This window comes from Kumtagia sp., from assembly GCF_059502445.1.
The window spans coordinates 75,180-101,443 of the sequence record NZ_JCACER010000110.1; the positions used below are offsets into that span (position 1 = coordinate 75,180).

Annotated in this window: 20 protein-coding genes and 1 pseudogene; 15 read left to right on the forward strand and 6 right to left on the reverse strand. The window is 67.3% G+C overall.

Annotated features, from left to right (window positions below; translation table 11 throughout):
* Positions 1 to 125: 125 nt before the first annotated feature.
* From AC5JDC_RS29375 to AC5JDC_RS29385, 3 genes are all read left to right on the forward strand, one after another.
* Positions 126 to 878 (forward strand): SDR family NAD(P)-dependent oxidoreductase, encoded by a 753-nt coding sequence (locus tag AC5JDC_RS29375; protein WP_495847120.1) that lies wholly within the window; start codon positions 126 to 128, stop codon positions 876 to 878.
* Positions 879 to 1,147: 269 nt separating this feature from the next.
* The gene (locus AC5JDC_RS29380; RefSeq protein ID WP_495847122.1) at positions 1,148 to 1,894 is read left to right on the forward strand and encodes an SDR family NAD(P)-dependent oxidoreductase; all 747 of its coding nucleotides are present in this window, start codon (positions 1,148 to 1,150) and stop codon (positions 1,892 to 1,894) included.
* 326 nt (positions 1,895 to 2,220) lie between these two features.
* Positions 2,221 to 3,360: an aldo/keto reductase gene (locus AC5JDC_RS29385; protein ID WP_495847124.1), complete on the forward strand. Its 1,140-nt coding sequence runs from the start codon at positions 2,221 to 2,223 to the stop codon at positions 3,358 to 3,360.
* Here the strand turns inward: AC5JDC_RS29385 and AC5JDC_RS29390 are convergent.
* From AC5JDC_RS29390 to AC5JDC_RS29405, 4 genes and pseudogenes are all read right to left on the reverse strand, one after another.
* The gene (locus AC5JDC_RS29390) at positions 3,344 to 3,931 is read right to left on the reverse strand and encodes an autotransporter outer membrane beta-barrel domain-containing protein (RefSeq protein WP_495847296.1); all 588 of its coding nucleotides are present in this window, start codon (positions 3,929 to 3,931) and stop codon (positions 3,344 to 3,346) included. The genes AC5JDC_RS29385 and AC5JDC_RS29390 overlap by 17 nt on opposite strands.
* Positions 3,865 to 6,132: pseudogene (locus AC5JDC_RS29395) on the reverse strand (S8 family serine peptidase); the annotation flags it as partial. The pseudogene AC5JDC_RS29395 and the gene AC5JDC_RS29390, both read right to left, overlap by 67 nt.
* A 201-nt stretch (positions 6,133 to 6,333) precedes the next feature.
* Positions 6,334 to 6,951 carry a LysE family translocator gene (locus tag AC5JDC_RS29400; RefSeq protein WP_495847126.1) on the reverse strand — a complete coding sequence of 206 codons (618 nt, stop codon included), beginning with the start codon at positions 6,949 to 6,951 and terminating at the stop codon, positions 6,334 to 6,336.
* A 211-nt stretch (positions 6,952 to 7,162) separates the two neighbouring features.
* Positions 7,163 to 7,822: a response regulator gene (locus tag AC5JDC_RS29405; protein WP_495847128.1), complete on the reverse strand. Its 660-nt coding sequence runs from the start codon at positions 7,820 to 7,822 to the stop codon at positions 7,163 to 7,165.
* A gap of 71 nt (positions 7,823 to 7,893) precedes the next feature.
* Here AC5JDC_RS29405 and AC5JDC_RS29410 point away from each other — a divergent pair, with 71 nt between their 5' ends.
* From AC5JDC_RS29410 to AC5JDC_RS29425, 4 genes are all read left to right on the forward strand, one after another.
* Entirely contained in the window at positions 7,894 to 9,675 is a 1,782-nt protein-coding gene (locus AC5JDC_RS29410; RefSeq protein WP_495847298.1) for a sensor histidine kinase, read from the forward strand.
* A 194-nt stretch (positions 9,676 to 9,869) separates the two neighbouring features.
* The gene (locus AC5JDC_RS29415; RefSeq protein ID WP_495847130.1) at positions 9,870 to 11,108 is read left to right on the forward strand and encodes an MFS transporter; all 1,239 of its coding nucleotides are present in this window, start codon (positions 9,870 to 9,872) and stop codon (positions 11,106 to 11,108) included.
* Between the two features lie 136 nt (positions 11,109 to 11,244).
* Positions 11,245 to 11,535 (forward strand): ArsR/SmtB family transcription factor, encoded by a 291-nt coding sequence (locus AC5JDC_RS29420; protein ID WP_106772589.1) that lies wholly within the window; start codon positions 11,245 to 11,247, stop codon positions 11,533 to 11,535.
* A 41-nt stretch (positions 11,536 to 11,576) separates the two neighbouring features.
* Complete coding sequence (locus AC5JDC_RS29425; RefSeq protein WP_495847132.1) at positions 11,577 to 12,692, forward strand: alkene reductase; 1,116 nt, start codon at positions 11,577 to 11,579, stop codon at positions 12,690 to 12,692.
* 213 nt (positions 12,693 to 12,905) lie between these two features.
* On the opposite strand, the gene AC5JDC_RS29430 is transcribed toward AC5JDC_RS29425, so the two are convergent.
* Positions 12,906 to 13,778: a LysR substrate-binding domain-containing protein gene (locus AC5JDC_RS29430; RefSeq protein ID WP_495847134.1), complete on the reverse strand. Its 873-nt coding sequence runs from the start codon at positions 13,776 to 13,778 to the stop codon at positions 12,906 to 12,908.
* 106 nt (positions 13,779 to 13,884) lie between these two features.
* On the opposite strand from AC5JDC_RS29430, the gene AC5JDC_RS29435 reads away from it, so the two are divergent.
* From AC5JDC_RS29435 to AC5JDC_RS29470, 8 genes are all read left to right on the forward strand, one after another.
* Entirely contained in the window at positions 13,885 to 15,585 is a 1,701-nt protein-coding gene (locus tag AC5JDC_RS29435) for a Na/Pi cotransporter family protein (RefSeq protein WP_495847136.1), read from the forward strand.
* Between the two features lie 71 nt (positions 15,586 to 15,656).
* Positions 15,657 to 16,856: a 2-aminoethylphosphonate--pyruvate transaminase gene (locus AC5JDC_RS29440; RefSeq protein WP_495847138.1), complete on the forward strand. Its 1,200-nt coding sequence runs from the start codon at positions 15,657 to 15,659 to the stop codon at positions 16,854 to 16,856.
* A 28-nt stretch (positions 16,857 to 16,884) separates the two neighbouring features.
* Entirely contained in the window at positions 16,885 to 18,144 is a 1,260-nt protein-coding gene (phnA, locus tag AC5JDC_RS29445) for a phosphonoacetate hydrolase (protein WP_495847140.1), read from the forward strand.
* A 171-nt stretch (positions 18,145 to 18,315) separates the two neighbouring features.
* Complete coding sequence (gene phnY / locus AC5JDC_RS29450; RefSeq protein WP_495847142.1) at positions 18,316 to 19,770, forward strand: phosphonoacetaldehyde dehydrogenase; 1,455 nt, start codon at positions 18,316 to 18,318, stop codon at positions 19,768 to 19,770.
* Positions 19,771 to 19,779: 9 nt separating this feature from the next.
* The gene (locus tag AC5JDC_RS29455; RefSeq protein ID WP_495847144.1) at positions 19,780 to 20,898 is read left to right on the forward strand and encodes a TIGR03364 family FAD-dependent oxidoreductase; all 1,119 of its coding nucleotides are present in this window, start codon (positions 19,780 to 19,782) and stop codon (positions 20,896 to 20,898) included.
* A gap of 493 nt (positions 20,899 to 21,391) precedes the next feature.
* Positions 21,392 to 22,414 (forward strand): putative 2-aminoethylphosphonate ABC transporter substrate-binding protein, encoded by a 1,023-nt coding sequence (locus tag AC5JDC_RS29460; protein WP_106772707.1) that lies wholly within the window; start codon positions 21,392 to 21,394, stop codon positions 22,412 to 22,414.
* Positions 22,415 to 22,505: 91 nt separating this feature from the next.
* The gene (locus tag AC5JDC_RS29465) at positions 22,506 to 23,681 is read left to right on the forward strand and encodes a putative 2-aminoethylphosphonate ABC transporter ATP-binding protein (protein ID WP_495847146.1); all 1,176 of its coding nucleotides are present in this window, start codon (positions 22,506 to 22,508) and stop codon (positions 23,679 to 23,681) included.
* 1 nt (position 23,682) lies between these two features.
* Positions 23,683 to 25,692, forward strand: a complete 2,010-nt coding sequence (locus AC5JDC_RS29470; RefSeq protein ID WP_495847148.1) for a putative 2-aminoethylphosphonate ABC transporter permease subunit — start codon at positions 23,683 to 23,685, stop codon at positions 25,690 to 25,692.
* A 138-nt stretch (positions 25,693 to 25,830) separates the two neighbouring features.
* Here the strand turns inward: AC5JDC_RS29470 and AC5JDC_RS29475 are convergent, their stop codons facing one another.
* On the reverse strand, positions 25,831 to 26,037 hold the full coding sequence (locus AC5JDC_RS29475; protein ID WP_106772599.1) for a hypothetical protein: 207 nt from the start codon (positions 26,035 to 26,037) through the stop codon (positions 25,831 to 25,833).
* Between the last annotated feature and the right edge of the window lie 227 nt (positions 26,038 to 26,264).

Here is a 26,264-nt window from a genome sequence, read left to right on the forward strand (position 1 = left end):
AGGCGGACGATAGACGTATTTTCCAATTTGGCAAATTTTTTCTGTTTACGCTTGATGGCTGGACGGGCTGCTCCTATTGTCGCCTTGCAGCCGGCATTTCGGCCGGCGGGACGAGGGATGCACGGATGGTGGTTTTCGATTTCACCGGCAGGCATGCGGTGGTTGCCGGCGCCGGCGGCGGCATGGGCGAGGCGATCGCGGTCGCGCTGCTGAAGGCGGGCGCCGCGGTCACCGCCATCGACGTCAAGGCCTGCCCGGACGCGCTGTCGGGCTACGGCGACAGGCTGACTTTCGCGCAGGGCGATCTAACCGACGCCGCCTTCGTCGAGGAGGTGATCGGCCGCGCCGGGCGGGCGCGCGGCGGCATCGACCATCTCGCCAATGTCGCCGGCGTGCTGTGGTTCGGCCGCGACAAGTCGGCGCTCGACATGGACCTCGACGTCTGGGACGAGGTCTTCCGCATCAACCTGAAATCCTTCGTCCACACCGCCCGCTCGGCGGTGCCGTTCATGCGCCGGCGCGGCGGCTCGATGGTGCATTTCTCCACCATCCAGTGGTATCGCGGCGATCCCGCCCCGCAGGACGCCTACCAGGCCTCGAAGGCCGGCGTCTGCGCGCTGTCGAAGTCGCTGGCCATGCAGCTCGCCGCCGACGGCATCCGCTCCAACGCCATCTGTCCCGGAATGGCGCTGACGCCGCTGCAGGCGCGCTGGGACACGGAGGAAAAGCGGGCGGCCGTCGCCGGCTATGCTCCCCTGGGGCGGATCGGCACGCCGCAGGACATGGCCAACGCGGCGCTGTTCCTGCTGTCGGACGCGGCGAGCTACATCACCGGCATCGAGCTCGCCGTCGACGGCGGCCTGCTGATGCGGATGTAGTCGAGCCGGCCGTCGGAAGGGAGGGCGACGCCCTCTCATCAGGCCGGCCACCTTCTCCCGGGGAGAAGGTACCGGATTCACACTTGAAACTTGCCCTGCCGGCATCGCGGAAGAGATTGTCTTCATCGGCTCCGACTTCGCCACCGCCGAGGCGGCTGGCTTCACCATGAAATCGACGCTGGTGCCTTGCCCAAAGGGCCGGCGAGAGGCGATGGTCGAGCCTGGAGACGCGATGGCGCGCGGACAAGACAGTCGGGCAGGAGCAATTGATGAACCATATCGATCTCGAAGGACAGACGGCCGTGGTGACCGGCGGCGCGCAAGGCCTCGGGCTGGCCATGGCCGAGCGGATCGCGCGCTCCGGCGGCAAAGTCAGCCTTTGGGACGTCAACACGGATGAGCTCACCAGGGCGGCGGAAGCGATCGGCCCAGCGGCGAGCGCGGTGGCGGTAGACATCACCGACCCCGAAGCGGTCATGGCGGCATTGGCGAAGACGGAAGCGGCGGCGGGACCGGTGTCGATCCTGGTCAACTCGGCCGGCATCGCCGGACCCAACCACACGCTCGATGCCTATCCGCTGGAGGACTGGTATCGCGTCATCGCCATCAATCTGAACGGCACCTTCCACGTCAACCGCGCCGTGGTGCCGGGCATGAAGGCGCGCAACTACGGCCGCATCGTCAACATCGCCTCGATCGCCGGCAAGGAAGGCAATCCCAACGCCAGCGCCTATTCCGCCTCCAAGGCGGGCGTCATCGGCCTCACCAAATCGCTCGGCAAGGAGCTCGCGGGCTACGACATCGCCGTCAACTGCATCACGCCGGCGGCGGCGCGCACGCCGATCTTCGCCCAGATGAAGCAGGAGCACATCGACTACATGCTGGCGAAGATCCCGCGCAACCGCTTCCTCGAGGTCGACGAGGCCGCCAACATGGTCGCCTGGCTGGTGTCGACGGAGAACAGTTTTACCACCGCCTCGGTGTTCGACCTGTCGGGCGGGCGCGCCACCTATTGACGACCGCAAGGCCTCGGACCGCCGGCGTCCGCTGAACCTGCGTCCGCGCAACTGCCGGGTCGGCAGGGGCGGCTCTTGGCCTCCGCTGTGCCCTGGTTCATCGACCCTCCAGAGCGCGCCCCGTAGAGCGACGCGAGCTACCGGTGAAGACGCCGGCGGAGCCTTGGCGTCGGCACGGCCGCTGAGACAAACCGATACAATTTCGCAGGCTGCGGGCAAAGTCCTGCGACAAGCGCCCCCTATGGTGCGACCGTCGGCTGGTGTTGCGGCCGAGGCCCGGCCGATAGGACCGGGTCCCACCCGCAGGACAGATCTGGAGAATTGCCATGATGACGCCCCGCGCCATCCCCCCGATATCGCGCCGTTCCTTCCTGGGCACGGTCGCCGCGGGCTCGGCGCTTGCCGCGGCCGTGCCGGCGCGCTCGGCCGTGCCGGCCCAGGAAATCGCCGGCCCCAGGATCCTGCGGACGATCCCCAGGACCGGAGAACCCGTGCCGGCGATCGGCATGGGGAGCCTGCACACCTTCGACGTATTCCCTGGCGGCCCGCGCGGGAACATCATGGAGATCATGCGGCGCTTCTACATGGGTGGCGGACGGGTGGTCGACACCTCGCCGCTGTACGGCGCCTCGGAGGTCAATATCGGCGACTTCGCCACCGTGCTGGGGATCAGCGACGAGCTGTTCATCGCCAACAAGGTGTCCGTCACCGGTGATCATCCCGACGACGGCAGCCATGCGCGCCAGAGCTTCGAGCAGTCGCTGCAGCGGCTGTGGCGCGGCGGCCTGGACGTCGTGCACGTTCACGCCACGGCGAACAGCGCCGTCATGATCCCGCTGCTCAACGCCTGGAAGCGCGAGGGCCGCATCCGCCATCTCGGTGTCTCGCATCATGATGGCCTCGGCTTCGACGCGCTGGCCCGGTGGATCGAGACAGGCGAGATCGATTTCGTCCAGCTTCCTTATTCGATCCACACGCGAACGGCCGAACAGCGCGTGCTCGAGGCCGCGGCAGACCAAGGCGTGGCCGTGCTCACGACCATGCCGTTCGAGAAGGCGCGGCTGTTCAGGATCGTCGAAGGCCGCCCGCTGCCCGGTTTCGCGCGCGAGATCGGCGTGGAGAACTGGGCGCAGTTCTTCCTGAAATGGGTGATCTCGCACCCGGCAATCACCTGCGCGGTGCCTGCGACCACCGATCCTGACCATATGAGCGAGAATATCGGGGCGTTGCAGGGGCAGTTGCCCGACGCTGGCATGCGGGCGCGCATGCTGCGGCACATGGAAGCCATCCCCGGATTTTCGGCGCTGGCCGCGATGCCGCCTTATCCCGACAAGCAGTTGCAGGGCTTTGCGCGGCCGGTGCGACGGTCGCCGTCAAATGCCGTGATCGGCCGCGCGGGCACAGCAAGGTCATCTGACGCAAGCCCACCACGGCCGTTCGCCCCGCCGTTCAGAACTTCAAGGTGAGGCTGCCGCTGAAGCCGTGATCCCGCGCCGAGCCGGCGATCTGCCCGGCATAGGTGAGGCCGAGCGAGGCCGCGGGCGCGATGGCGAGGTCGAGACCGGCTTCCAGCACCAGCGCATCCCTGGCGATCGGCAGTCCTTCGGCTTCGAACGACCCGCCGCCGGCCAAGGCCATGCTTGCCGCCGGCACGACGTCGCCGAAGGCGTGTCGCCAGCCCAGCGTGCCGCGCGCCGTCGCCGCGAGGCTGCCGATGTCGAAGCCGGTGGAGGCATGAACGCCCAGCGTGGTGAAGGTCGTGTCGGTCGTGGACGCGGGGGTGGCGAGGCCCAGCGGTCCACCGCCTTCCTCGGTGAAGCCGTCCGTCCTGACTCGCGCATAGGCCAGGCCGGCAAAGGGTTCCAGGTCGAGGTTTTGGGCCGAGAGCCGGTAGCCGAACTCGCCGAACACCTGCGCCGTGCCGGCATCGTAGCCGGCGGCCGGATTGCCGCCAGCCAGCCAAGCCAGGCCTCGCGCCGCGTCTCGACGTCGTGCCAGCTGTAGGCGGCGCCGGTGCGCAGCGCCAGCGCTCCCCATTCGGCGCCGCCATAGATGCCGAGGTGGATGTTCTTCGAGGAGCCCGAGGCGAGGGACTGCTCGAAGCTGGTATGGCTGTAGCCGCCGAGAACGCCGACGCGCCAGGCGTCTCCCACCGCCGCGTCGCCGCCGAACAGCAGGCCGCCGACGGAATGGTCGATCCCTGCGGCGCTGCCGTTGGCGTCAATCTCGCCGCGAGCGCCCAGCACCTGGCTCCAGACGGCGAAACGGTCCGTGGTGGCGGCCGCCGGCGCCGCACCGTCCGGGCCATAGGCCATGACCGGCAACGGCGCTGCGCCCGCATCGGCGAAGGCCGAGCGCAGCCGTGCCGTCGCGGCGTGGCTGAGGAGGCTGCTCTGCTCGATGAGCAGGCCGGAGAGCGATGCGTGAATCTCGCCGCTGAGGGATGCGAAGGGTGCTTCGCCGGTGAATATCCCGATAGCGTTGTCGTAGAGGATGTTGCCGATGCCGAGGCTCTCGATGGTGCCGGCGACCGCCGCGCCGTTGCCGCTTGACGCCAGGTCGGCGAAGGCGACCTCGTTGCGGGCGACGTCGAGATGGACGGCGGCCGGATCGTAGGCGAGGGCGAAGTCCAGGAATGCATAGCAATTGCAGACCTCGGCGAAGCGCCCGGTGACGCCACCGCCGGCCGACAGGATGGTATGGCGCCCGTCGCCTCTGTAGCCGCCGGGTGCCACCAGCACATCGACCGCGCCGCCCTCGATCGCGGCGGTGCCGGTGACATCCAGCCGGCTGGTGCCGTCGGGGGCGCCGAGCTCCACCAGCAGCCAGGAATTCTCGCGCTGGCGGTAGTTGCCGTCGACGGTGAGCACGCCGCCCAGAATGTTCCAGCCGGCATAGACGGCACCGGCATTGTCGACGTCGCCGTGGACAATGCCGGTGCCGGCGAGCAGACCCGACTGCTCGACGAAGGTGTCCGAGGCGATGCTGCCGCCGATGGCGAGCACGCCGCCGTCGATGCGGGTGTCGCCGCCGTAGGTGCTGTCGCCCATCAGGACGAGCGTCCCGGCGCCTGACTTGATCAGTCCGCCTTCGCCGGTGATGTCGTTCTCCCAGACGCTGGTACCCTCGTCTATGATGACATGGAGGTCGCCCCAGTCGAAGGCGCCGGGGCCGCGCACTGCCTTGCCGACATTCAGCAGGCCATAGCCATAACGATCATCGACACCGGGGGCGCCGAGGTCGGTGGCCGTGCCGAGCAGCACCTGCCGGACCTGGTCGGCGGTCATATAGGGGAACATCTGCCAGACCAGCGCGGCCGCGCCGGCAACATGGGGGGCGGCCAGGGACGTTCCGCTGACCCAGGCGTAGCCGCCGCCCGCATCGGCGGCAAGGATCGGGTCGTCCGGGTGGGGCTGGTCGACCCACCATGTGCCGCCGCCCGGCGCGGCCAGGCACCAGTTCTTGGCCACCCCGCAGAAGTTCGCGTAGAAAGGTATGTCGCCGGAGGGAACCACCGAGGTCACAGCCAGCCAGCCGGATTCCAGCTCGGGAAAATAATAAGGCAATCCGGCTGGGCTACCCGGTTGGTAGGCAACGTCGTTGCCGGTTCCGAAGATCATCAGGGCCCCGCCCGCGACAACCGCGCGCGCCCCGTCGATCGATTGAGAAGCAACAGTCAGCCACTCCTCGCGCGAATAGGCGGTGATGGGAAGATCGATCGTGCCCCAGCTGTTGTTGATGATGCGGGCGCCCTGCCTCAGCAGGTCACCCCATACCGCCGCTGCCGGAAGGTCGGGATAGTCGTCGTTTTCCTCGTCGCCCCGGAACATGCGGGCGCTGACGATCGTCGCGCCCGGCGCCACGCCATGCATGCCGATGCCGTCGCGATTGGCGGCGATGATGGAGGTTATCTGCGTTCCATGGCCAAGGGGGTCGGACAGGGTTTCGCTTCCGGCGACGTAATCGTAGCCGCCGCCGATCCGGCCCTGGAACTCAGGATGGTCGGGATCGATGCCCGAATCGACCACGCCGATCTTCACTCCGCTGCCGTCGAGCCCCTTGGCATAGGCGTCCGCAGCGTCGATCAGGTCCAATCCCCACTGCGCGCGGTATTCGGGTGTCTTCCATGTCTCGGGATCGCTGGGATCGCCGGCCGTCTGCGCCAGCGCCGCTGCCGGGAAGGCGACGGACAGGAGAAGCGTGGCCACGCGGCCGGCGCGGCGACTTGCGTTCTTCATCTTTAATGCCCTCGAAAGCCGACGCGGCTGGCCGCTGATGCGCAGGACGAGGCGAACCGCCGATTCACTTCGATCCGTCAACAGGATACGAAGAGGGTGGATGCCCGGAGAATACGGCACCTGCCGTATATCGGCCGTGCCGGAACGGCTTTTCCCGGGTCCGCCGCGGCGGCGCGGGCAAATGCGATGGTGCGGCGCATGTCAGGCGTGGTGCCCGGCGAGCGCGACGCCCAGGCCGATCAGGATCGAGCCGCAGGCTTTCGGTATCACCCAGCCGGCCCTGCCGGCGGAGAAGCGGGAGAGGGCGGCCGAGGCGAGGCCGACTGCCGCCAGGTCGGCAAGCGAGAAGACGAGATTGACGGCCACGCCAAGGATCAGGAACTGCATCCACAGCGGCACGGCGGCCGACGGGTCGACGAATTGCGGCAGGAAGGTCAGGAAGAACAGCGCCGTCTTCGGGTTGAGGATCTCGACGACGACGCTGTCACGGAACGTGCTCGGTTGCGGGCGGGCGGCATCGGCGTTGCTTCGGTCGCCGCCGAACACCATGGCAAGGCCGAGCCAGACCAGATAGGCGGCGCCGGCGAAGCGGATCGCCGCATAGACGGCCGGCGCGCTTTCGACGAGCGATGCCAGCCCGATCGCGGCCGCGGCGATATGCACATAGCAGCCGAGATGGATGCCGAGGGCCGCCATCATGCCGGCCCGCCGGCCATGCGCCAGCGTCTGTGCCGTCATGTAGAGGATCGCCGGGCCGGGCATGCAGGCGAAGGCGAGCGTGGCTATGACGAACGGCATCCATGGCGCGAATGACGGCATGGCAGATCCTCCCGATCTCTGTCCGCTTCGTGTCGAGCGGCCTTTCCGGCTTGCGGTTGCTTGCCGGAGGCGGGAGGGATAGGGGCGGGATGGACCGCAAGACATACGGCAGGTGCCGTATTTGGTGCGCCTGGCCGGCCGGCTAGGCTCGCAATGGTTAAGGCAATGCTACCGCGTCATCGACGATTGGCCGGAGGAGCCGGAAATGGCGTCAGCCCGCGGGCAGTCCCAGCCGCACCGCATAAGCCGTCAGTTCGGCGGCGCTGTGAAGGTTCAGCTTGCGCATCAGGTTCTCCCGATGCTTGCGGGCGGTCAGCGGGCTGATGCCAAGCCGTTCGGCGACCATGCGGGCGGTCTGTCCCTGTGCCACCAGCAGCAGGATCTGGCGTTCGCGCAGGGTCAGCGGAATCGGCGACACGACCTGCTCGCCGTTCGGCAGCCTGGCGCTACGTGCCGGCTCCGTCAGGGCGAAGCGGACGGAACGGGCGACATAGGTGCCGCCCTTCCTGACTGCCGCGACGGCGTCGGCGAGCTCGGCCGGGTCGCCGTCCTTGGTCAGATAGCCGCTGGCGCCGGCCTCAATGGCGGCGCGCACCGTGCGCGGCTCGACATTGGCCGTCAGCACCAGGATTCGCAGCCGCGGCGCCAGCGAGCGGATGTCGGAGATGAGCTGGATGCCCGCGACGCCCGGCATGCCGAGATCGAGGATGAGCAGGTCGGCGCGGGTTTCCCGCATGAGGCCGAGCAGCGCCTCGCCGTCCGCGGCCTCGCCGACCACCGCCACGTCGTCCAGGGTGGAGAGGAGCATCTTCAGCCCCTCCCGCACGATGGCGTGGTCCTCGGCGAGAATAACGGCAAGCGGACGGTTCATTCGCGCACTATACTCGAGTCGGTGCAATTTCCGGTTGCCAATCCATGAAAAACGAACTCCCGTTGGATCAAGTGGTCGTGGGCAGCGTGCCGTTGTCGGCAGGCTTGTCCGCGACTCCGCAGGACGACCGGATTCGCGAGGCGCTGGTCGAGCTTCTCTACCGCAATTCCTACGGCGTAGTAGCCGCCAATGTCCTGATCTCGCTGCCGGCGGCGTATATCCTGAGCAGCGTCGTGTCGCCGCGCTGGTTTGTCGGCTGGCTCGCGGCCCTCTATTTGCTGACGGCCGCGCGGGTGGTCGCGGCGCGGCTGTTCTTCCGCCACGTCGGGAAGGGGGGATCGGTGGCCCGCTGGGCGTGGCTCGCGGCCGTCATGTCCTGGCTCTCGGGACTGATGTGGGGCATGCTCGGCTGGGTCGGCTTCCTGCCGCACGAGCCGCTGCTGTTCGCCTTCACGGTGATCGTGCTCACTGGGCTCGTGTGCGGCACGGTGCCGTCGCTCTCGGCCTTCCCGCCGGCCCTCGTTGGCTCGATTCTCGCCACCATCGTGCCGGTGGCGATCCGCTGTCTCACCAGCGAGGGCGAGGTCTTCGGCGCCTACCTCTTCCTGATCGGCAGCCTGGTGGCGATCAATCTTTATTATTGCCGGGTCACCTACCGCATGCTTCGCGAGACAGTGAGGCTGCGCACCGAGAATGTCGAACTCATCGGCCGGCTCGAGGGCGAGCGCGACCGCGCGCAGGCCGCCGACCGGGCCAAGACGCGCTTCCTGGCCGCCGCCAGCCACGACCTGCGCCAGCCCATCCATGCGCTCAGCCTGCTGGTCTCGACGCTCGCGATGATGGGGCAGCGCGGCGCCGTCGCCGCCGCGGATGCGCGCTCGATCGCCGGCAAGGCGAAGTCGATGGTCGGCAATCTCAGCGGGCTGCTCAATGCGCTGCTCGACATCTCCAAGCTCGACGCCGGCGTGGTGACGGTTGAGCGGGAGACCGTCGACCTGGGTGAGCTCTTCCGCAACCTGCGCCAGGAATTCGCGCCGACGGCCGTGGAACGCGGGCTCGGCTGGCGCGTGGTGGAGACCGGCCTGCACGTCGACAGCGACCCGATGATGCTGAAGCGCATTCTCGACAATCTGCTCTCCAACGCCTTCCGCTACACGACGGCGGGACGCGTCCTGCTCGGCTGCCGGCGGCGCGGCGCGGCGGTGGAGATCCAGATGTGGGACACCGGACCGGGGATTCCCGCGGATCAGCAGGCGGCCGTCTTCGAGGAGTTCGTGCAGCTGCACAATCCGGCGCGCGACCGCGCCCAGGGGCTGGGGCTCGGCCTCGCCATCGTGCGCCGCACAACCGAGCTTCTGGGGCATCCGCTGAAGCTGGTCTCCGTTTCCGGACGCGGCTCGATGTTCTCCGTCACGGTCCCGCTGGTGCAGGCGGCGAAACCTCCTCGTGCCGCTTCCGGTGTCCGGATGGACGGCGCCCCGCTCGGTATCATGGTGGTGGAGGACGAGCAGGACGTTCTCGGCGCGCTGGTGCAGATGCTCGAGTTGGACGGCCACCGCGTCTATGCCGGCCGCTCGGCCGAGGAAGTCATGAACGCGCACGCGGCAGCGAAGGAGGGCTCGGCGTCGGTCGGCGTGATCGTCGCCGACTACCGACTGAAGGACCATGCAACGGGCGTCGAGGCGATCGATGCCCTGTACGATTATCTCGGCCGCGCGGTTCCGGCGATCATCGTCACCGGCGACACCTCGCCGGCGCGCATCAAGGAGGCGGCGCGGAGCGGGCATCGCCTGCTGCACAAGCCGATCAGCGGCGAGGATTTGCGCGAAGCGATCCGCCGCGAGGCGGGGTAGGGGAAATCTGTCCCGACAGCTTCGGATCCGAGGCAGGAGTGCCGGTGCGAAAAGGCATGTTCGGCGTCTTTGCCAGGCTCCGAGAAAAAAATTTCGGGCAGAAAGTCGCCTTCCGCCCCGCCCGTTCGTCCTCTGCGGAGAAGCCGGCTTCCCGCCCGAACGGGCGGGAACGCCGGCAGGCAGCGAGGTGCTCCATGTCCTATGCCCAAACTCATGCTCAGGCGCCCCATTCCTATCGCTGGGTCATCATTGCCATCGGTGCGCTGATGACCTGCGTCGGCATCGGCGCGATGTTCTCCCTTGCCATCTTCCTGCAGCCGATGTCGGTCGACACCGGCTGGTCGCGCGCCGGCATTTCCAGTGCCATGACCCTCAACTTCCTCGTCATGGGGGCCGCCGGCTTCGGCTGGGGCACCCTCAGCGACAGGATCGGCGCGAGGCCGGTGGTGCTCATCGGCGCCGTGCTGCTCGGGCTGGCGCTGGTTCTGGCGAGCCGCGCAAGCTCGCTGCTCGCCTTCCAGCTCGTCTACGGCATCCTGGTCGGGCTTGCCGCCGGCGCCTTCTTCGCGCCGATGATCGCCGCCGCGACGGCCTGGTTCGATACCAATCGCGGCCTTGCCGTGTCGCTGGTATCGGCCGGCATGGGCGTTGCCCCGATGACCGTCTCGCCTTTCGCCGCCTGGCTGCTCGCCACCTATGACTGGCGCATGGCCATGATGGTGATCGGCATCGCCAGCTGGATACTGCTCGTCCCGGCGGCGCTGCTGGTGCGGCGGGCGCCGGACACCGACCACGCCGACAGCGGTGCCGAACCGCCAGCCGAAGCGGGCGGCTTCCCGGCCTGGAAGGCTCTGCGGACACCGCAATTCGCCATCCTCGCCGGCACCTTCTTCCTCTGCTGCGCCGCCCATTCCGGGCCGATCTTCCACATGGTCAGCTATGCGGTGGCCTGCGGCATCGCGCCGATGGCGGCCGTCAGCATCTACAGCGTCGAGGGATTGGCCGGCCTGGGCGGCCGGCTGCTGCTCGGCGTGCTGGCCGACCGCCTGGGCGTCAAGCTGGTGCTGATCGCCGGCCTGATGGTCCAGGCCTTCGTCATGGGCGCCTATGTGTTTGCCCGCGAGCTGCCCGAGTTCTACCTGCTCGCCATCGTCTTCGGCACCGCCTATGGCGGAGTCATGCCGCTCTATGCGGTGCTGGCGCGCGAATATTTCGGCCAGCGCGTGATGGGTACCGTGTTCGGCGCGGCGACCATGACCTCCAGCATCGGCATGGCGCTGGGGCCGCTCGGCGGCGGCTGGGTGTACGACACGTTCAACGTCTACGACTGGCTGTTCATCGGCTCCTTCGGCATCGGGCTGGCGGCGGTGGCGATCGCACTGGCGTTCCCGCCGTTCCCGGCCAGGCAGGCGGAGCAGGCACAACCGGCATGACCGGGCCGGCCGCTTCGCCGGCCGGACCGTTCTTTTAGGGCGGGTTTTCTTTGGCGGAAGGCAATTTTGGAATGAGGTTGCCTTCCGCATCGCTCTTCTTCGATCTATATATCGCTAAAGCCCGATATAAAGATCGATGGAAAACGACAACATCCTGAAAGCCCTGGCGCACCCGGTCCGCCGCGACATGCTGGCGTGGCTGAAGGAGCCGGAGAAGCATTTTTCCAGCCAGGAGCATCCGCTCGACATGGGCATCTGCGCCGGCCAGTTCGAGCGCTGCGGCCTGTCGCAGTCGACCGTGTCCGCTCATCTGGCGGCGCTGTCCGCCGCCGGCCTGGTCACCTCGCGCCGCGTCGGCCAGTGGGTGTTCTACAAACGCAACGAAGAGACCATCGCCGCCTTCCGGGCGACGCTGTCCGACCTCTGACCATTTCCGTCCGCTTCCCCAGCATGAAAGGCATTCCTCCCATGGCCACTTTGTTTGATCCGGTGAAGGCCGGCGATCTTTCGCTTGCCAACCGCGTCGTCATGGCGCCGCTGACGCGCAACCGCTCGCCGAACGCCGTGCCGGGCGATCTCTCCGTCACCTATTACCGGCAGCGCGCCAGCGCCGGCCTGATCGTCACCGAGGCGACGGCCATCACCCATCAGGGTCAGGGCTACGCGGACGTTCCCGGGCTCTACGGCGCCGATCAGCTCGCCGGCTGGCGGCGCGTCACCGATGCCGTGCACGAGGCCGGCGGCAAGATCGTGGTGCAGCTCTGGCATGTCGGCCGCATCTCGCACGATTCGCTGCAGCCCGGCGGCGGCAAGCCGGTGGCGCCCTCCGCCATCCGGGCGAAATCCAAGACCTTCCTGATCAGGCCGGACGGCAGCGGCGAATTCGCCGAGACGTCCGAGCCGCGCGCGCTGGAGGCGAGCGAGATTCCCGGCATCGTCGAGGACTACCGCCGTGCCGCGAAAGCGGCGGTCGAGCAGGCGGGTTTCGACGGCATCGAGATTCACGCCGCCAACGGCTACCTGATCGACCAGTTCCTGCGCTCGGGAAGCAATCACCGCACCGACGCCTATGGCGGATCGATCGAGAACCGGGCGCGTCTGCTGTTCGAGGTGGTGGAGGCGATCACCGGCGAGATCGGCGCCGGCCGGACCGGTATCCGGCTGTCGCCGGTGACGCCGGCCAATGACGCTTCCGACCCTGAGCCGCAGCCGCTCTTCGACCACGTCGCCGCCGGCCTGGGCAGCCGCGGGCTTGCCTATGTGCACGTCGTCGAAGGCGCGACCGGCGGCGCCCGCGACTTCCAGCAGGGCGAAAAACCGTTCGACTATGCGGCGTTCAAGGCGGCCTACGGCCAGGCCGGCGGGCAGGGCGCCTGGCTGGTCAACAACGGCTACGACAAGGAACTGGCCGAAAAGGCGGTTGCCGAAGGCCGCGCCGACCTCGTCGCCTTCGGCAAGCCGTTCATCGCCAACCCCGATCTCGTCGGCCGGCTGAGGAGCGGCATCGCCCTCAACGAGCCCGACAAGGCCACCTTCTATGGCGGCGGCGCGAAGGGTTATATCGACTACCCGACCGCTGCATGACGGCGTGAGGCCGCCGCCTTGGTCTTCCTCACAAAGAGCAGGGCTATCGCGGATGGAATACCCCCACCCCTAACCCCTCCCCTCAAGGGGGAGGGGGATCTTGCTGCGGCACCGCCAGGCTCCAATGGTCCATGATTTCGATCGGCAGGGCGGCCGCAAAGTCCCCCTCCCCCTCAAGGGAAGGGGTTAGGGTTTTGGGGGTACCGGAGCGCATCAGTCGTCGCTCGACAGCTCCCGCGCGATCTCCCAGAAGGCGCGCACCAGCTTGCCGCGCGAGCGCTCGCGCAGGCAGATCAGCGCCTCGTCCATCAGCATCGGCGGCGAATCGATGGCGATCTGCACCAGCCGCCCGTCCTGCCCGAATTCTGCCTCCGACACGAAGCCGACGCCGCTGCCCGAGGCAACGATCTCCCGAACGGCCTCGCGGCCTTCGGCCTCGATCGCCGGGCGCAGCGCCACGCCTTGCGACTGCGCCATCGCTTCCAGCTTCTGCCGCGTCTTCGAACCGCGCTCGCGCAGGATCAGCGGGTGTTTTTCCAGTTCGGCGAAACTCATCGAGCCGCTGCCCGCGAGCCGATGGGTCTTGGCGACGAAAGCGACGATCGGCGTCGAGTTGAGCTTCAGCATGTCGAACTCGCGCCCTTCCGGGATCTCGCCGAGCACGCCGATGTCGGCTTCGTAGGCGAACAGGCTGGCGATCACCGTCTCGGTGTTGCCGGTGCGCACCGAAATCTGGATGCCGGGGAATTTTTCACGGAACCGGCCGAGGATATGCAGCAGATGGTGCGCCGCGTCGGCGACGATGCGCAGCGTGCCCGAGCGCAGGGCGCGCGATTCCGAAAGAAGGTCGAGCGCCTGCTGCTCGGTGTCGAACATGCGGTGGGTGATCTCGAGCAGTTGCTCGCCGGAGCGCGTCAGTGTCACCTGCTTCTTGTAGCGGTTGAAGAGCAGCACGTCGTACTCCTCCTCCAGCTTGCGCACCTGGTCGGAGATAGCCGGCTGCGTCAGGAACAGCGCTTCGGCGGCACGCGAAAAACCGCCGGATATGGCGACATAGTGGAAAGCCCGGAGCTGGACGTAGCGCATGCGGGTGTCTTCCATTGGCTGAACTGATGGAAGCATAGAAACTAACGAATTGACTTATGTAAAGGCAAAAGTGACCCTGACGGTTTCTCGTCACGGGAAGCCGCCCATGCATTTCTCGCTCCTTCTGCTCCACCTCGCCGGAGCGACGATGCTCCTGCTTTATGCCGTGCACATGGTACGGACGGGCATGGAGCGCGCCCATGGCGCGCTGCTGCGCCGGCTGCTCGGCGAGGCGAAACGCGGCCAGCTGAAAGCCGCGGCTGGCGGCGTGGCGATGGCCGTGATGCTGCAGAGCTCGACGGCGGTGGCTATGCTCGCCTGCGGCTTCGCCGCCGGCGGCGTGCTCGCGCTGCCCGTCGGCCTGGCGCTGCTGCTCGGCGCCGACCTCGGCTCGGCGCTGGTGGTGCGGGTGCTTTCCTTCGACCTCGGCTGGCTGGTGCCGGTCTGCCTGCTGGCCGGCGGGGTCATGCACCTCAAGCTGTCGGGGCAGGCGCTGCGGGAGACCGGGCGCATGGTGCTCGGCATAGGCTTCGTGCTGCTCTCGCTGAAACTCATCGGCGAGGCGACGGAGCCGCTGCGCGGCAGCGCCATGCTGCCGGGCCTCTCCGCCTATCTCGCCGACGACTATGTCACCGCCTTCCTCGCCGGCGCGGTGTTCGCCTGGCTGCTGCATTCCAGCGTCGCGGCGATCCTGATGGTGGTGGCCTTCGCCGGGCAAGGGCTACTGCCGCTGGAGGCCGGCCTGCCGCTGGTGCTGGGCGCCAATCTCGGCGGCGGGCTGATCGCCTTCTGGCTGTCGCGCGGCATGCCGCCGGCGGCGCAGCGCATCCCCATCGGCAACCTGCTCTTCCGCGCCGGCGGCGCCATGATCGCGCTTGCCATCGTCGAAGCCACCGGCCTGCCGGTGGAGCGGCTGGGCAGCGATGCCGGCACGGCTCTGGTGAATTTCCATGTCGCCTTCAACGCCTGCCTGCTGCTGTGCTGCCTGCCGCTCACCGGCGCAATGGCGCGGCTGACGAAAGCGCTCCTGCCCGAGCCCGCCCACAAACCGGAGGCGGGCGGCCTGCTCGCCCACCGCGCCAGCGCGCTCGACCGCGCCGTCATCGGCAATCCCAGGCTGGCGCTGGCCAGCGCCACGCGCGAGCTGCTGCGCATGGGCGAGCTGGTCGAGATCATGGTGCGGCCGGTGATGGAGCTGTTCGCCGCCGGCACGCGCGAGGCGATTGCCCGCACGCGCCGGATCGACGACGAGGTGAACCGCGTCCACAGCGACATAAAACTCTACCTCGCCGCGGTGAGACGCGGCGAGATGAGCGACGCGGAAGCGCGCAGGAGCACCGAGCTCACGGACTTCGCCATCAACCTCGAACATGCCGGCGACATCGTCGCCAAGACCCTGCTGGTGCTGGCGGACGAGCGCCTGCAGCGCAACCTGCGCTTCTCCAGGGAAGGCTGGACGGAACTTGGCGAGCTGCACGGGCGGCTGGTCGAGAACATGCATCTCGCGCTCAACGTACTGGTGTCGAACGACCTGTCGTCGGCCCGCCAGTTGGTCGTCGAGAAGGAGCGGATGCGGACGCTGGAGCGGCGCAGCCACGACAGCCATCTGATGCGGCTGCGGTCGGGCACGCCGGAGAGCGTGGAGACCAGCGACATGCATCTGGAGGTGGCGCGGGCGTTTAAGGAGATCAATTCGCTGCTGGCGACCGTCGCCTATCCGCTGCTGACGGAAAGCGGCGACCTGTTGCAGAGCCGTCTGACTCGATCCGTCGATCATCATTCCAGCTTATTGATGGATACAAAATAACGATTTTCCAAATGGATCGGAATGGCTCAAGGTCGCCTTGTTACCCCAGCCAATCGCCTCGGAGGAAAGCCATGCGGACCGGTTCTGCCACTGCCAGCGAGGGCTTCGAGCCGCCGGCCCTGGGCGAGCCCTATCTGCTGACCCCCGGCCCGCTCACCACGGCCTATGCGGTCAAGCAGGCGATGCTGCGCGACTGGGGCTCGTGGGACGGCGATTTCCGCGCGATGACCGCCGATTTGCGGCGGCGCCTGCTGGCATTGACCGGCGACACGAAGGGCGAGTTCGACTGCGTGCCGATGCAGGGTTCCGGCTCCTTCTGCGTCGAGGCGATGCTGGGCTCCTTCGTGCCGAGGGACGGCAAGGTGCTGGTGCTCGCCAACGGCGCCTACGGCCTGCGCGCCGCCCAGACCATGCAGTATCTCGGCCGTGCCCACACACTGCTTGACAAGGGCGACTACCTGCCGCCGCGCGGCGACGAGGTGGCGGCGATCCTCGATGCCGACCCGGCCATCACCCATGTCATCGCCATCCACTGCGAGACCAGCTCCGGCATCCTCAACCCGGTCGCCGAGATATCGAATGCGGTCTATTCGAGGGGCCGCAAGCTGCTGATCGACTCGATGAGCGCTTTCGGCGCCATCCCGCTCGACGTCGACGACATCCGCTACGAGGCGATGGTCTCGTCCGCCAACAAATGCATCGAGGGCGTGCCCGGCTTCGGCTTCGTCATCGCCCGCAAGAGCGAGCTGGAGGCCGCCAAGGGCCGCAGCCATTCGCTGTCGCTGGACGTGCATGCGCAATGGGCGGCCATGGAGAAGACCGGCCAGTGGCGCTTCACCCCGCCCACCCATGTCGTCGCCGCCTTCCTCGAGGCGCTGCGCATCCACGAGGCCGAGGGCGGCGTCGCCGGACGCGGCGCGCGCTATGAGCGCAACCGCGACGTGATGGTGGCCGGCATGCGCGCGCTCGGCTTCGAGACGCTGCTCTCCGATCGCTGGCTGTCGCCGATCATCGTCACATTCTTCTGCCCCGCGCATGCGAACTTCGCCTTCGACCGCTTCTACGAGCTGATGAAGGAGAAGGGCTTCATCATCTATCCGGGCAAGCTCACGGTGGTGGAGTCCTTCCGCATCGGCTGCATCGGCCGCATGGACGAGCACGTCATGCGCCGCGTCGTAGAGGCGGCGGGCCGCTCGCTGGCCGAGATGAACGTTCCCGACGCGGCGCCGCCGCGCACCGCGCTCGACGAGCGCGCAAAACTCGCCGCCTGATCACGCCCTCCGGCAGAAAGATTTTTCCATGAACCAGATGTCCCCCGTCACCATCGAGGCCAACGGCCGTAATTATGCCTGGCCGCGCGTGCCGGCGATCGCCATCTGCCTGGACGGCTGCGAGCCGGCCTATCTCGACGAGGCGATAGCGGCGGGGCTGATGCCGGCGCTGGAGAAGATCAAGGCGAAGGGCACGGTGCGCACGGCGCATTCGGTCATCCCGTCCTTCACCAATCCCAACAATCTGTCGATCGCCACCGGCCGGCCGCCTGCCGTGCACGGCATCTGCGGCAACTACCTCTACAACCCGGAGACGGGCGAGGAGGTGATGATGAACGACCCGAAGTTTTTGCGCGCGCCGACCGTGTTCAAGGCCTTCTACGATGCCGGGGCCAAGGTCGCGGTAGTGACGGCCAAGGACAAGCTGAGGGCCCTGCTCGGCCATGGGTTGAAGTTCGACGACAACCGCGCCGTCTGCTTCTCCTCGGAGAAGTCGGCCACGACAACGAAAGCCGAGCACGGCATCGACAACGCGTCGAAGTGGCTCGGCCGTCCGGTGCCCGAAGTCTACTCGGCCGAGCTGTCGGAATTCGTCTTCGCCGCCGGCGTCAAGCTGCTGAAGGAGTTCCGGCCGGACGTGATGTATCTCACCACGACCGACTATGTGCAGCACAAATACGCGCCGGGCGTTGCGCAGGCGAACGCCTTCTACGCCATGTTCGACAGATATCTTGCCGAACTCGACGGGCTGGGCGCGACGATCGTGGTGACGGCCGACCACGGCATGAAGCCAAAACATCTGGCCGACGGCTCGCCGGCCGTGATCTATGTCCAGGATCTGCTCGACGGATGGCTGGGCAAGGACACCGCCCGCGTCATCCTGCCGATCACCGACCCCTATGTCGTGCATCACGGCGCGCTCGGCTCCTTCGCCACCGCCTACCTGCCGAAGGATGCCGACCGCGCCCACATCATGGAGCGGCTGGAGGCGATCGACGGCATCACCGTGGTGCTTCCCCGCGAGGAGGCCTGCCGCCGCTACGAGCTTCCCGAGGACCGCATGGGCGACATCGTCATCGTGTCGGGTGAAAACGTCACGGTGGGCACGTCGGCGCATCGCCACGACCTCGCCGCGCTCGACGAGCCGCTGCGCTCGCATGGCGGGCTGACCGAGCAGGCGGTGCCCTTCATCGTCAATCGCCGGCTGCCCGACCTGCCGGACGCGCCGGCGCTGCGCAATTTCGACGCCTTCCACTACGCCGCAATGGCTGCGGCGCTGGCGGGATAGCGCCTTACCCTCCCCTTGTGGGGAGGGTCGATCCGCGACAGCGGATCGGGGTGGGGGTCTGGACCTTCGGAGCTGCATACCCCCACCCCGGCTCACAATCTCCGCCATGCTCCGATTGCTCGCCGACCCTCCCCACAAGGGGGAGGGTAAAGCCGGCGCCAGGAACCGACCATGACCAGACCCGAGACCAGCATCAAAGTCCGCCACGAGCCGATGCGCATCGCCGGCGAAAAGGTCGACGCCGAGGGCGTCGTCGAGGTGCGCTACCCCTGGAACGACACGGTGGTCGGCACGGTGCCCGCCGGCGGGGCCGAGCACGCGCGCCGCGCCTTCGCCATCGCCGCCGGCTACCAGCCGAAGCTCACCCGCTACGAGCGCCAGAAAATCCTGCTCAGGACCGCCGAACTGTTGAACGCCCGCAAGGAGGAGATCTCCGACCTGGTCACGCTCGAGCTCGGCATTGCCAAGCAGGATTCGCTCTATGAGGTCGGTCGCGCCTATGACGTGTTCACGCTGGCCGGCCAGATGGCGATCCAGGACGACGGCCAGATCTTTTCCTGCGACCTCACCCCGCACGGCAAGCAGCGAAAAATCTTCACCCTGCGCGAGCCGCTGAGGGCGATCTCGGCGATCACGCCGTTCAACCACCCGCTCAACATGGTCTCGCACAAGGTGGCGCCGGCGATCGCCACCAACAATTGCGTGGTGGTCAAGCCGACCGAGCTGACGCCGATGACGGCGCTGGTGCTGGCCGACATTCTCTACGAGGCCGGCCTGCCGCCCGAAATGCTCTCCGTCGTCACCGGCTGGCCGAGAGATATCGGCGACGAGATGATCACCAACGAAAACATCGACCTGATCACCTTCACCGGCGGCGTGCCGGTGGGCAAGCTGATCGCCTTGAAGGCGGGCTACAAGCGCCAGGTGCTGGAACTCGGCGGCAACGACCCGCTGATCGTGCTCAACGACCTCTCCGACGACGACCTCGCCAGGGCGGCCGACCTCGCGATCGCCGGCGCTACGAAAAACTCGGGCCAGCGCTGCACGGCGGTGAAGCGCATCCTGGTGCAGGAAAGCGTCGCCGACTGGTTCGTGCCGCTGGTGCTGGAGCGGGCGAGGAAGATTAGGTTTGGCGATCCGATGGACCCCGGTACCCAACTCGGCACGGTGGTGCACGAGAAGGCGGCGGCGCTGTTCGAGCGCCGCGTCGAGATGGCGGCGGAGGCCGGCGCCGACATCCTCTACCATCCCGGCCGCCGCGGCGCGCTGCTGCCGCCGATCGTCGTCGACCGTGTGCCGCATTCCTCCGAGCTGGTAATGGAGGAGACCTTTGGCCCGGTCGTGCCGATCGTGCGCGCTCCCGACGACGACGAGGCGCTGATAAAACTCTCCAACTCGACCGCCTTCGGCCTGTCGTCGGGTGTCTGCACCAACGACTTCCGGCGCATGCAGAAATACATCGCCGGCCTCCAGGTCGGCACCGTCAACATCTGGGAGGTGCCGGGTTACCGCATCGAGATGAGCCCTTTCGGCGGCATCAAGGACAGCGGCAACGGCACCAAGGAAGGCGTCATCGAGGCGATGAAGTCCTACACCAACGTCAAGACCTTCTCGCTTCCCTGGTGAGCTGACCGCATGCATTACGATCTCGCCGTCGTCGGTGCCGGCATCGTCGGCCTCGCCCACGCACTCGCCGCGGCACGGCGCGGGCTGCGCGTCGTCGTCATCGACCGCGACGCGCAGGCCAACGGCGCGTCCATCCGCAATTTCGGCCTTGTGGTCGTCACCGGCCAGGCTTCTGGCGTTTCGCTGCGGCGCGCCCAACGCACACGGAGGTTGTGGCTCGGCCTTCCCGACGAGGCTGGGTTGGAAATCCTCCAGCATGGAAAACTCGTCGCCGCGCAGCGGCCGGAGGCGCTGGCTCTGCTGGAAGCCTTCGCGGCTACGCCCGACGGGCAGGAATGCCGATTGCTGACGCGCGACGAGGCCGCCCGCCATCAGCCGGGCCTCGACGGCGCAAAACTTGTCGGCGGACTCTACTCGCCGTTCGAGCTGCGCGTCGAATCGCGCGAGGTGCTGCCGAAGCTCGCGGCGTTCCTGACGGAGCGCCACGGGGTCGAGTTCCAGCGCGGCGTCGCCGTCTCCGCGGTGGCGCCGCCTGTGGTCGAGACCAGCCAGGGGCAGGTCCGCGCGGAGAAGATTGTGGTGTGCCCCGGCGACGACCTCGCCACCCTCTATCCCGAGCGGATCGGCGGCTACGGCGTGCGCCGCTGCAAGCTGCAGATGCTGCGGCTCGCCGATCCGGGCTTCCGGATGCGCTCGGCGCTGGTCTCCGACCTCAGCCTGCTGCGCTACGAAGGCTATTCGGCTTTGCCCGAAGCGGCCGCGCTGCGGCGCCGGCTGACCGAGGAATGCCCCCGCGCCCTCGACAACGGCGTACACCTGATCGTGGTCCAGAGCGCCGACGGGTCGCTGGTGGTGGGCGACTCCCACCACTACGGGCACACGCCCGACCCGTTCGCCTCCGACGAGGTCGACCGGCTGATCCTCGACGAGTTCGCCGGCCTGTTCGGCGGGGCCAGGCCGCCGGTGCTCGCCCGCTGGACCGGCACGTATGCCTCCGCCCCGGAGCATGCCGCCTTCTGCGATGTGCCGCACGCGGACGTGCGGCTGGTGATGGTGACCAGCGGCACCGGCGCCAGCACCGGCTTCGCCATCGGCGAGGAGACGATCGCCGACCTGTTCGGCGGCTGATGCCTGCCGGAAGATCATTCTGCAAGGCTCGCCCCGCCGATACCCCCACCCCTAACCCCTCCCCTCAAGGGAGGGGGATCTTGGCGCGGTTCCGCCAGACGTGAATCGGGATTATTCCGCGCCGCATCGCGGCCGCAAGTCCCCCTCCCCCTTGAGGGGAGGGGTTAGGGGTGGGGGTAACCTGCCGGCCGACGCTTCCAGAACTTCCATATGCGATCGCCCTGCCTTGAGCGGAGGGGTCAGGGGTGGGGGTAGGTCCATGGGATTTCGGGTGCGTGCGTCGCTCCAAGGCGGCGCAAACGCGTGTGACGGCCGCACGACAAATATCAGCCCAGCCTATCTCCATATAGGATAAATAGATTTTACTTATCCTCCTGCCAGCCCCAAGGTTGACGCATGGACGATATCGGCCGGTGACAAGGCCGACAGCCGCAAGGCGGCTCCAGAGTCTCAGTGCATCGTAGAATGTGCCATCAAAATGGGGAACCTGATCATGACATCTCGCAGTTCGGCAGTGCTGGCCGCCCTGGCCGCGGCGCTTCTCTCCTCTTCCGCCTTCGCCGAGACGACGCTTACGGTCTACACCTCGGTCGAGGCCGTCGACCTCGACCGCTACAAGCAGACCTTTGAAGCCGCCAACCCCGACATCAAGATCAACTGGGTACGCGATTCAACCGGCGTCATGACCGCCAAGCTGCTGGCGGAGAAGGACAATCCGCAGGCCGACGTGGTCTGGGGCGTGGCCGCGACCTCGCTGCTGCTGCTCAAGGGCGAGGGTATGCTCGAGCCCTACGCACCGGCCGGCGTCGAGAAGCTCGATCCGAAATTCGTCGACCAGGCGACGCCGCCGAGCTGGGTCGGCATGGACGCCTATGTCGCGGCGCTTTGCTACAACACCGTCGAGGCCGAAAAACTCGGCCTGACGCCGCCCAAGAGCTGGGCCGACCTGACCAAGCCGGAATACAAGGGCCACGTCGTGATGCCCAACCCGAACTCGTCGGGCACCGGCTTCCTCGACGTCTCCGCCTGGCTGCAGATCATGGGCGAGGAGGCGGCCTGGAAGTACATGGACGCCCTGCACGAGAACATCGCCGCCTACACCCATTCCGGCTCCAAGCCGTGCAAGATGGCCGCCGCCGGCGAGACGGTGATCGGCGTCTCCTTCGAATTCCCGGGCGCCAAGGCCAAGCAGGGCGGCGCGCCGATCGACATCATCTTCCCGTCGGAAGGCTCCGGCTGGGAGGCCGAGGCGACCGCCATCATCGCCGGCACGGCCAATCTCGAGGCGGCCAAGAAGCTGGTCGACTGGTCGATCAGCAAGGAAGCCAACGAGATGTACAATGTCGGCTATGCCGTGGTCGCCTATCCCGGCGTCGCCAAGCCGGTCGAGCATCTGCCGGCCGACGTGGCCGCGAAGATGATCAAGAACGACTTCGAATGGGCCGCCAACAACCGCGCGAAAATCCTCGCCGAATGGGCGAAGCGTTACGACGGCAAGTCCGAGCCGAAGTCCTGACCTGACCTGCCCGTCGGGCGCCGTCACAGGCGGCGCCCGTTCCGCAAAGGACTACGGAGCACGGCTCCGCCGACCTTGATCGGGTGTGCCCATGAAGCATGAGAGCATTTCGGGACGGCCCGCCGTCGCGCTTGGAGACGTCGCGATGCAGGACGCCGCGGCAAAGCCCGCCTATCTGCGGATCTCCGGCCTGTGGAAGAGTTTTGGCGATTTCCTGGCGCTGCGCGACGTCTCGCTGTCGATCGCGGAAGGCGAGTTCGTCTGCTTCCTCGGGCCGTCCGGCTGCGGCAAGACCACGCTGCTGCGCGCCATCGCCGGCCTCGACCTGCAGACGCGCGGCACCATCCACCAGGCCGGCCGGGATATTTCCGGCCTGCCGCCGTCGAAGCGCGACTACGGCATCGTATTCCAGTCCTACGCGCTGTTTCCCAACCTGACGATCGAGAGGAACGTCGCCTTCGGGCTCGAGAACAGCCGGCGCCCGCGTGCCGAGATCGACCGGCGCGTCGGCGAACTGCTCGCCTTGGTCGGCTTGTCGGGACAGGCGAAAAAATATCCGGCGCAGCTCTCCGGCGGGCAGCAGCAGCGCATCGCGCTCGCCCGCGCCATGGCGATCTCGCCCGGCCTGCTGCTGCTCGACGAGCCGCTGTCGGCGCTCGACGCCAAGGTGCGCGTGCACCTGCGCCACGAGATCAAGGAACTGCAGCGCAAGCTCGGCGTGACCACCATCATGGTGACGCACGACCAGGAGGAGGCGCTGTCGATGGCCGACCGCATCGTGGTGATGAACCACGGCGTCATCGAGCAGGTCGGCACGCCGACCGAGATCTACCGCCATCCCGAAACGCTGTTCGTGGCCGACTTCATCGGCGAGACCAACCAGTTCCCGACGAGGATCGCCGGGCAGGGAAGGCTGGCGCTCGAGGCGACCCAGTTCCTGTGCGCGCCGCACGATTTGCCCGAGGGCAGCGATGCCATCGCCGTGATCCGTCCGGTCGACGTCATCCCGCACGGCTCCGCCGCGCACGGGTCGGGTACTGCGGAGGGCGCCGGCACGCCGGAAAACCTCGTCGACGCGACCGTGGAGGAGATGGAGTTTCTGGGCGCCTTCTGGCGCTGCCGCCTCTCCTCGCCCCGCTTCGGCAGCCGTATCCTGGTTGCCGACTTCTCGATCAACGCCGTGCGCCGGCTGGGCATCGAGACCGGCGGCGCCATGCAGGTGGAACTGCCGCGCGAGCGTGTCCTCGTCTTCCCGGGGAAAACGTGAAATGAGCGTCGCAGCGCTTGCGCTTCCCGCGGGCCGGGCGCCGCGCCAGTCCATCGCGCGCGACGATCTGGTCAAGCGGGGCCTGATGGTGGCGATCTCGCTCTACCTCGTCCTGTCGCTGGCCGCGCCCCTCTACGTCATGCTGTCGAAGTCGCTTTCGACCTACCGCTTCGACCTCAAGCAGTTCGAGCTGCAGGTCAGCGACGCGACCGGCACGGTGTGGAGCGAGCCGGCGAGCGCCGAAGCGCTGAACGCCAGGCTTTCCACCGTGACGGCGGACGACCTGCGCGCCGGCTCCGACAGCCGGCTGGCGGCAACGAAGTTCGTCGAGGATTTTTCCTTCCGCAGCCCGGTCAGATACCGCCTGCGCGGCACGGAAGAGGGCGCCCGCTGGCTGGCCGGCAGCACGCCCGGTGGCGGCACGGCATGGCAGGAGTTCGATTCCAACACGTTCCGGCGGGTGATGCTGCGCCCCGTGCAGTCCTATGGGCTCGACAACTTCGTCAGCTATTTCTCGACGCCGGCGCTGTCCAATTCGATCCGCAACTCGGCGCTGATGGCAACGATCAGCACCGCCATCACCATCGCCGTCGCCTTCGGGCTCGCCTATGCGCTCAACCGCAGCACCATGCCGTTCAAGGGTTTCTTCCGGCTGGTGACGGCGATCCCGATCCTGGTGCCGTCGCTGCTGCCGGGCATCGCGCTGGTCTATCTGTTCGGCAATCAGGGCCTGCTGAAGGGCCTGATGATGGGCTATTCGATCTACGGCCCGATCGGCATCGTCATCGGCTCGGTGTTCTTCACCCTGCCGCACGCCTTCCTGATCATCTCGACGGCGCTGTCGGTGGCCGATGCCCGCCACTACGAGGCCGCCGCCTCGCTGCGGGCGAGCCGCTGGCGCACCTTCTGGACGGTGACGGTGCCCGGCGCGCGCTTCGGCATCGTCTCGGCCGCGTTCGTCGTGTTCACGCTGGTCATCACCGATTTCGGCCTGCCCAAGGTGATCGGCGGCCAGTACAACATGCTCGCCGTCGACATCTACAAGCAGGTGATCGGCCAGCAGAATTTCGAGATGGGCGCGGTCGTCTCGGTCATCCTGCTCATCCCCGCCGTGCTAGCCTTCGCCGTCGACCGCATCGTCCAGCGGCGGCAGGTGGCGCTGCTGTCGGCGCGCGCCGTGCCTTATCGCCCGAAGCCGAACCGGCGCTTCGACATGCTGTGCCTCGCCTGGTGCGCATTCGTGGCGGTGTTCCTCGTCGGCATCATCGGCATCTGCCAGCTGGCCGCGCTGGTGAAGCTGTGGCCCTACGACATGAGCCTCGGCCTCAAGAACTACGCCTTCGACCTGATGGATGGCGGCGGCTGGGCCGCCTACTGGAACTCCATCGAGATGGCGTTGCTGACGGCGGTGGTCGGCACGGTGGTCGTCTTCACCGGCGCCTACATGGTCGAGAAGACCAAAGGCTTCGCCACAGGCCGCGCGGCGTTCCATTTCCTCGCCATGCTGCCGATGGCGGTGCCCGGCATGGTACTGGGGCTCGCCTACATCTTCTTCTTCAACAATCCGGCCAATCCGCTCAACCCGATCTACGGCACCATGGCCATCCTGGTGGTCTGCACGGTGACGCACTTCTACACCGTCTCGCACCTCACCGCGCTGACGGCGCTCAAGCAGATGGATGCCGAGTTCGAGCCGGTGGCCGAGTCGCTGAAGCAGCCCTTCCACCGGCTGTTCTTCAAGGTGACCGTGCCGGTCTGCCTGCCGGCCGTCCTCGACATCTCGATCTACCTGTTCGTCAACGCGATGACGACGGTGTCGGCGGTGGTGTTCCTCTATTCCACGCAGACGCAGCTCGCCTCGGTCGCCGTGCTCAACATGGACGATGCCGGCGATATCGCGCCGGCGGCGGCGATGGGCATGATGATCTTCTACACCAACGTCGTCGCCCGCCTCGTCCACGCGCTTTTGTCGCGCCTGCTGCTGGCGCGCTCGCAGGCCTGGCGGCGCTAGCCACGGTCCCTGCTCACGATGAGGGGTGCTTGGCGACTGGCCTCCCCAAAGGTCAGAGCGCAAGACGGCGGACGTAGCACAAGGGCGCAGAGACAGGGCGAGAGCGGAATCCTCCTTTCCGCTCTCGCCCACCCTCTGTCAGCGGTCGCGCGGCAGGAACAGAGAATCATAGATGACGGCGCGCAAATCCGACTCGGACATCCGCCCGGCGACAGTGCGCTGCGCGGCTGTTTGCGCCGCCTGCGTTTTGGCCGCGGCGCCTGGGTCCGGTCCGTGCAGGCTCACAGCCCGCACGAGGTGGGAGATCATCGTCATTTTTTCGGAAGAGATGTCTGCGGAGGTCATGAAGACCTCCTTTCTTGTCGGGGCCAGGGCACGTTACCCGCCCTCAATTGGCAGCGCCCTTGAAATATCTGCCGACGAAACGACAGTAGGCCACGGGGAGCAAGATAGCTAGGCGATCGCCAGAATAAAGGTTCAAAGGGCATTCTCGGTGCCATTTGAAATGACGCGCTGCGCCATTTGATTTGCACGCAACACAAAGTCGCCGGCGAGGCGCGAAGGCGGCGCCA

What these genes read in the sequence shown, in the direction of transcription:
- AC5JDC_RS29390 (WP_495847296.1), bottom strand. Translation starts at nt 3,931, where the DNA reads ATGGGGAGCGCTGGCGCTGCGCACCGGCGCCGCCTACAGCTGGCACGA.
- AC5JDC_RS29385 (WP_495847124.1), top strand. Translation starts at nt 2,221, where the DNA reads ATGATGACGCCCCGCGCCATCCCCCCGATATCGCGCCGTTCCTTCCTG.
- AC5JDC_RS29460 (WP_106772707.1), top strand. Translation starts at nt 21,392, where the DNA reads ATGACATCTCGCAGTTCGGCAGTGCTGGCCGCCCTGGCCGCGGCGCTT.
- AC5JDC_RS29380 (WP_495847122.1), top strand. Translation starts at nt 1,148, where the DNA reads ATGAACCATATCGATCTCGAAGGACAGACGGCCGTGGTGACCGGCGGC.
- AC5JDC_RS29375 (WP_495847120.1), top strand. Translation starts at nt 126, where the DNA reads ATGGTGGTTTTCGATTTCACCGGCAGGCATGCGGTGGTTGCCGGCGCC.
- AC5JDC_RS29440 (WP_495847138.1), top strand. Translation starts at nt 15,657, where the DNA reads ATGCGGACCGGTTCTGCCACTGCCAGCGAGGGCTTCGAGCCGCCGGCC.
- phnY (WP_495847142.1), top strand. Translation starts at nt 18,316, where the DNA reads ATGACCAGACCCGAGACCAGCATCAAAGTCCGCCACGAGCCGATGCGC.
- AC5JDC_RS29405 (WP_495847128.1), bottom strand. Translation starts at nt 7,822, where the DNA reads ATGAACCGTCCGCTTGCCGTTATTCTCGCCGAGGACCACGCCATCGTG.
- AC5JDC_RS29400 (WP_495847126.1), bottom strand. Translation starts at nt 6,951, where the DNA reads ATGCCGTCATTCGCGCCATGGATGCCGTTCGTCATAGCCACGCTCGCC.
- AC5JDC_RS29435 (WP_495847136.1), top strand. Translation starts at nt 13,885, where the DNA reads ATGCATTTCTCGCTCCTTCTGCTCCACCTCGCCGGAGCGACGATGCTC.
- AC5JDC_RS29415 (WP_495847130.1), top strand. Translation starts at nt 9,870, where the DNA reads ATGTCCTATGCCCAAACTCATGCTCAGGCGCCCCATTCCTATCGCTGG.
- AC5JDC_RS29420 (WP_106772589.1), top strand. Translation starts at nt 11,245, where the DNA reads ATGGAAAACGACAACATCCTGAAAGCCCTGGCGCACCCGGTCCGCCGC.
- AC5JDC_RS29455 (WP_495847144.1), top strand. Translation starts at nt 19,780, where the DNA reads ATGCATTACGATCTCGCCGTCGTCGGTGCCGGCATCGTCGGCCTCGCC.
- AC5JDC_RS29470 (WP_495847148.1), top strand. Translation starts at nt 23,683, where the DNA reads ATGAGCGTCGCAGCGCTTGCGCTTCCCGCGGGCCGGGCGCCGCGCCAG.
- AC5JDC_RS29475 (WP_106772599.1), bottom strand. Translation starts at nt 26,037, where the DNA reads ATGACCTCCGCAGACATCTCTTCCGAAAAAATGACGATGATCTCCCAC.
- AC5JDC_RS29430 (WP_495847134.1), bottom strand. Translation starts at nt 13,778, where the DNA reads ATGCGCTACGTCCAGCTCCGGGCTTTCCACTATGTCGCCATATCCGGC.
- AC5JDC_RS29425 (WP_495847132.1), top strand. Translation starts at nt 11,577, where the DNA reads ATGGCCACTTTGTTTGATCCGGTGAAGGCCGGCGATCTTTCGCTTGCC.
- phnA (WP_495847140.1), top strand. Translation starts at nt 16,885, where the DNA reads ATGAACCAGATGTCCCCCGTCACCATCGAGGCCAACGGCCGTAATTAT.
- AC5JDC_RS29465 (WP_495847146.1), top strand. Translation starts at nt 22,506, where the DNA reads ATGAAGCATGAGAGCATTTCGGGACGGCCCGCCGTCGCGCTTGGAGAC.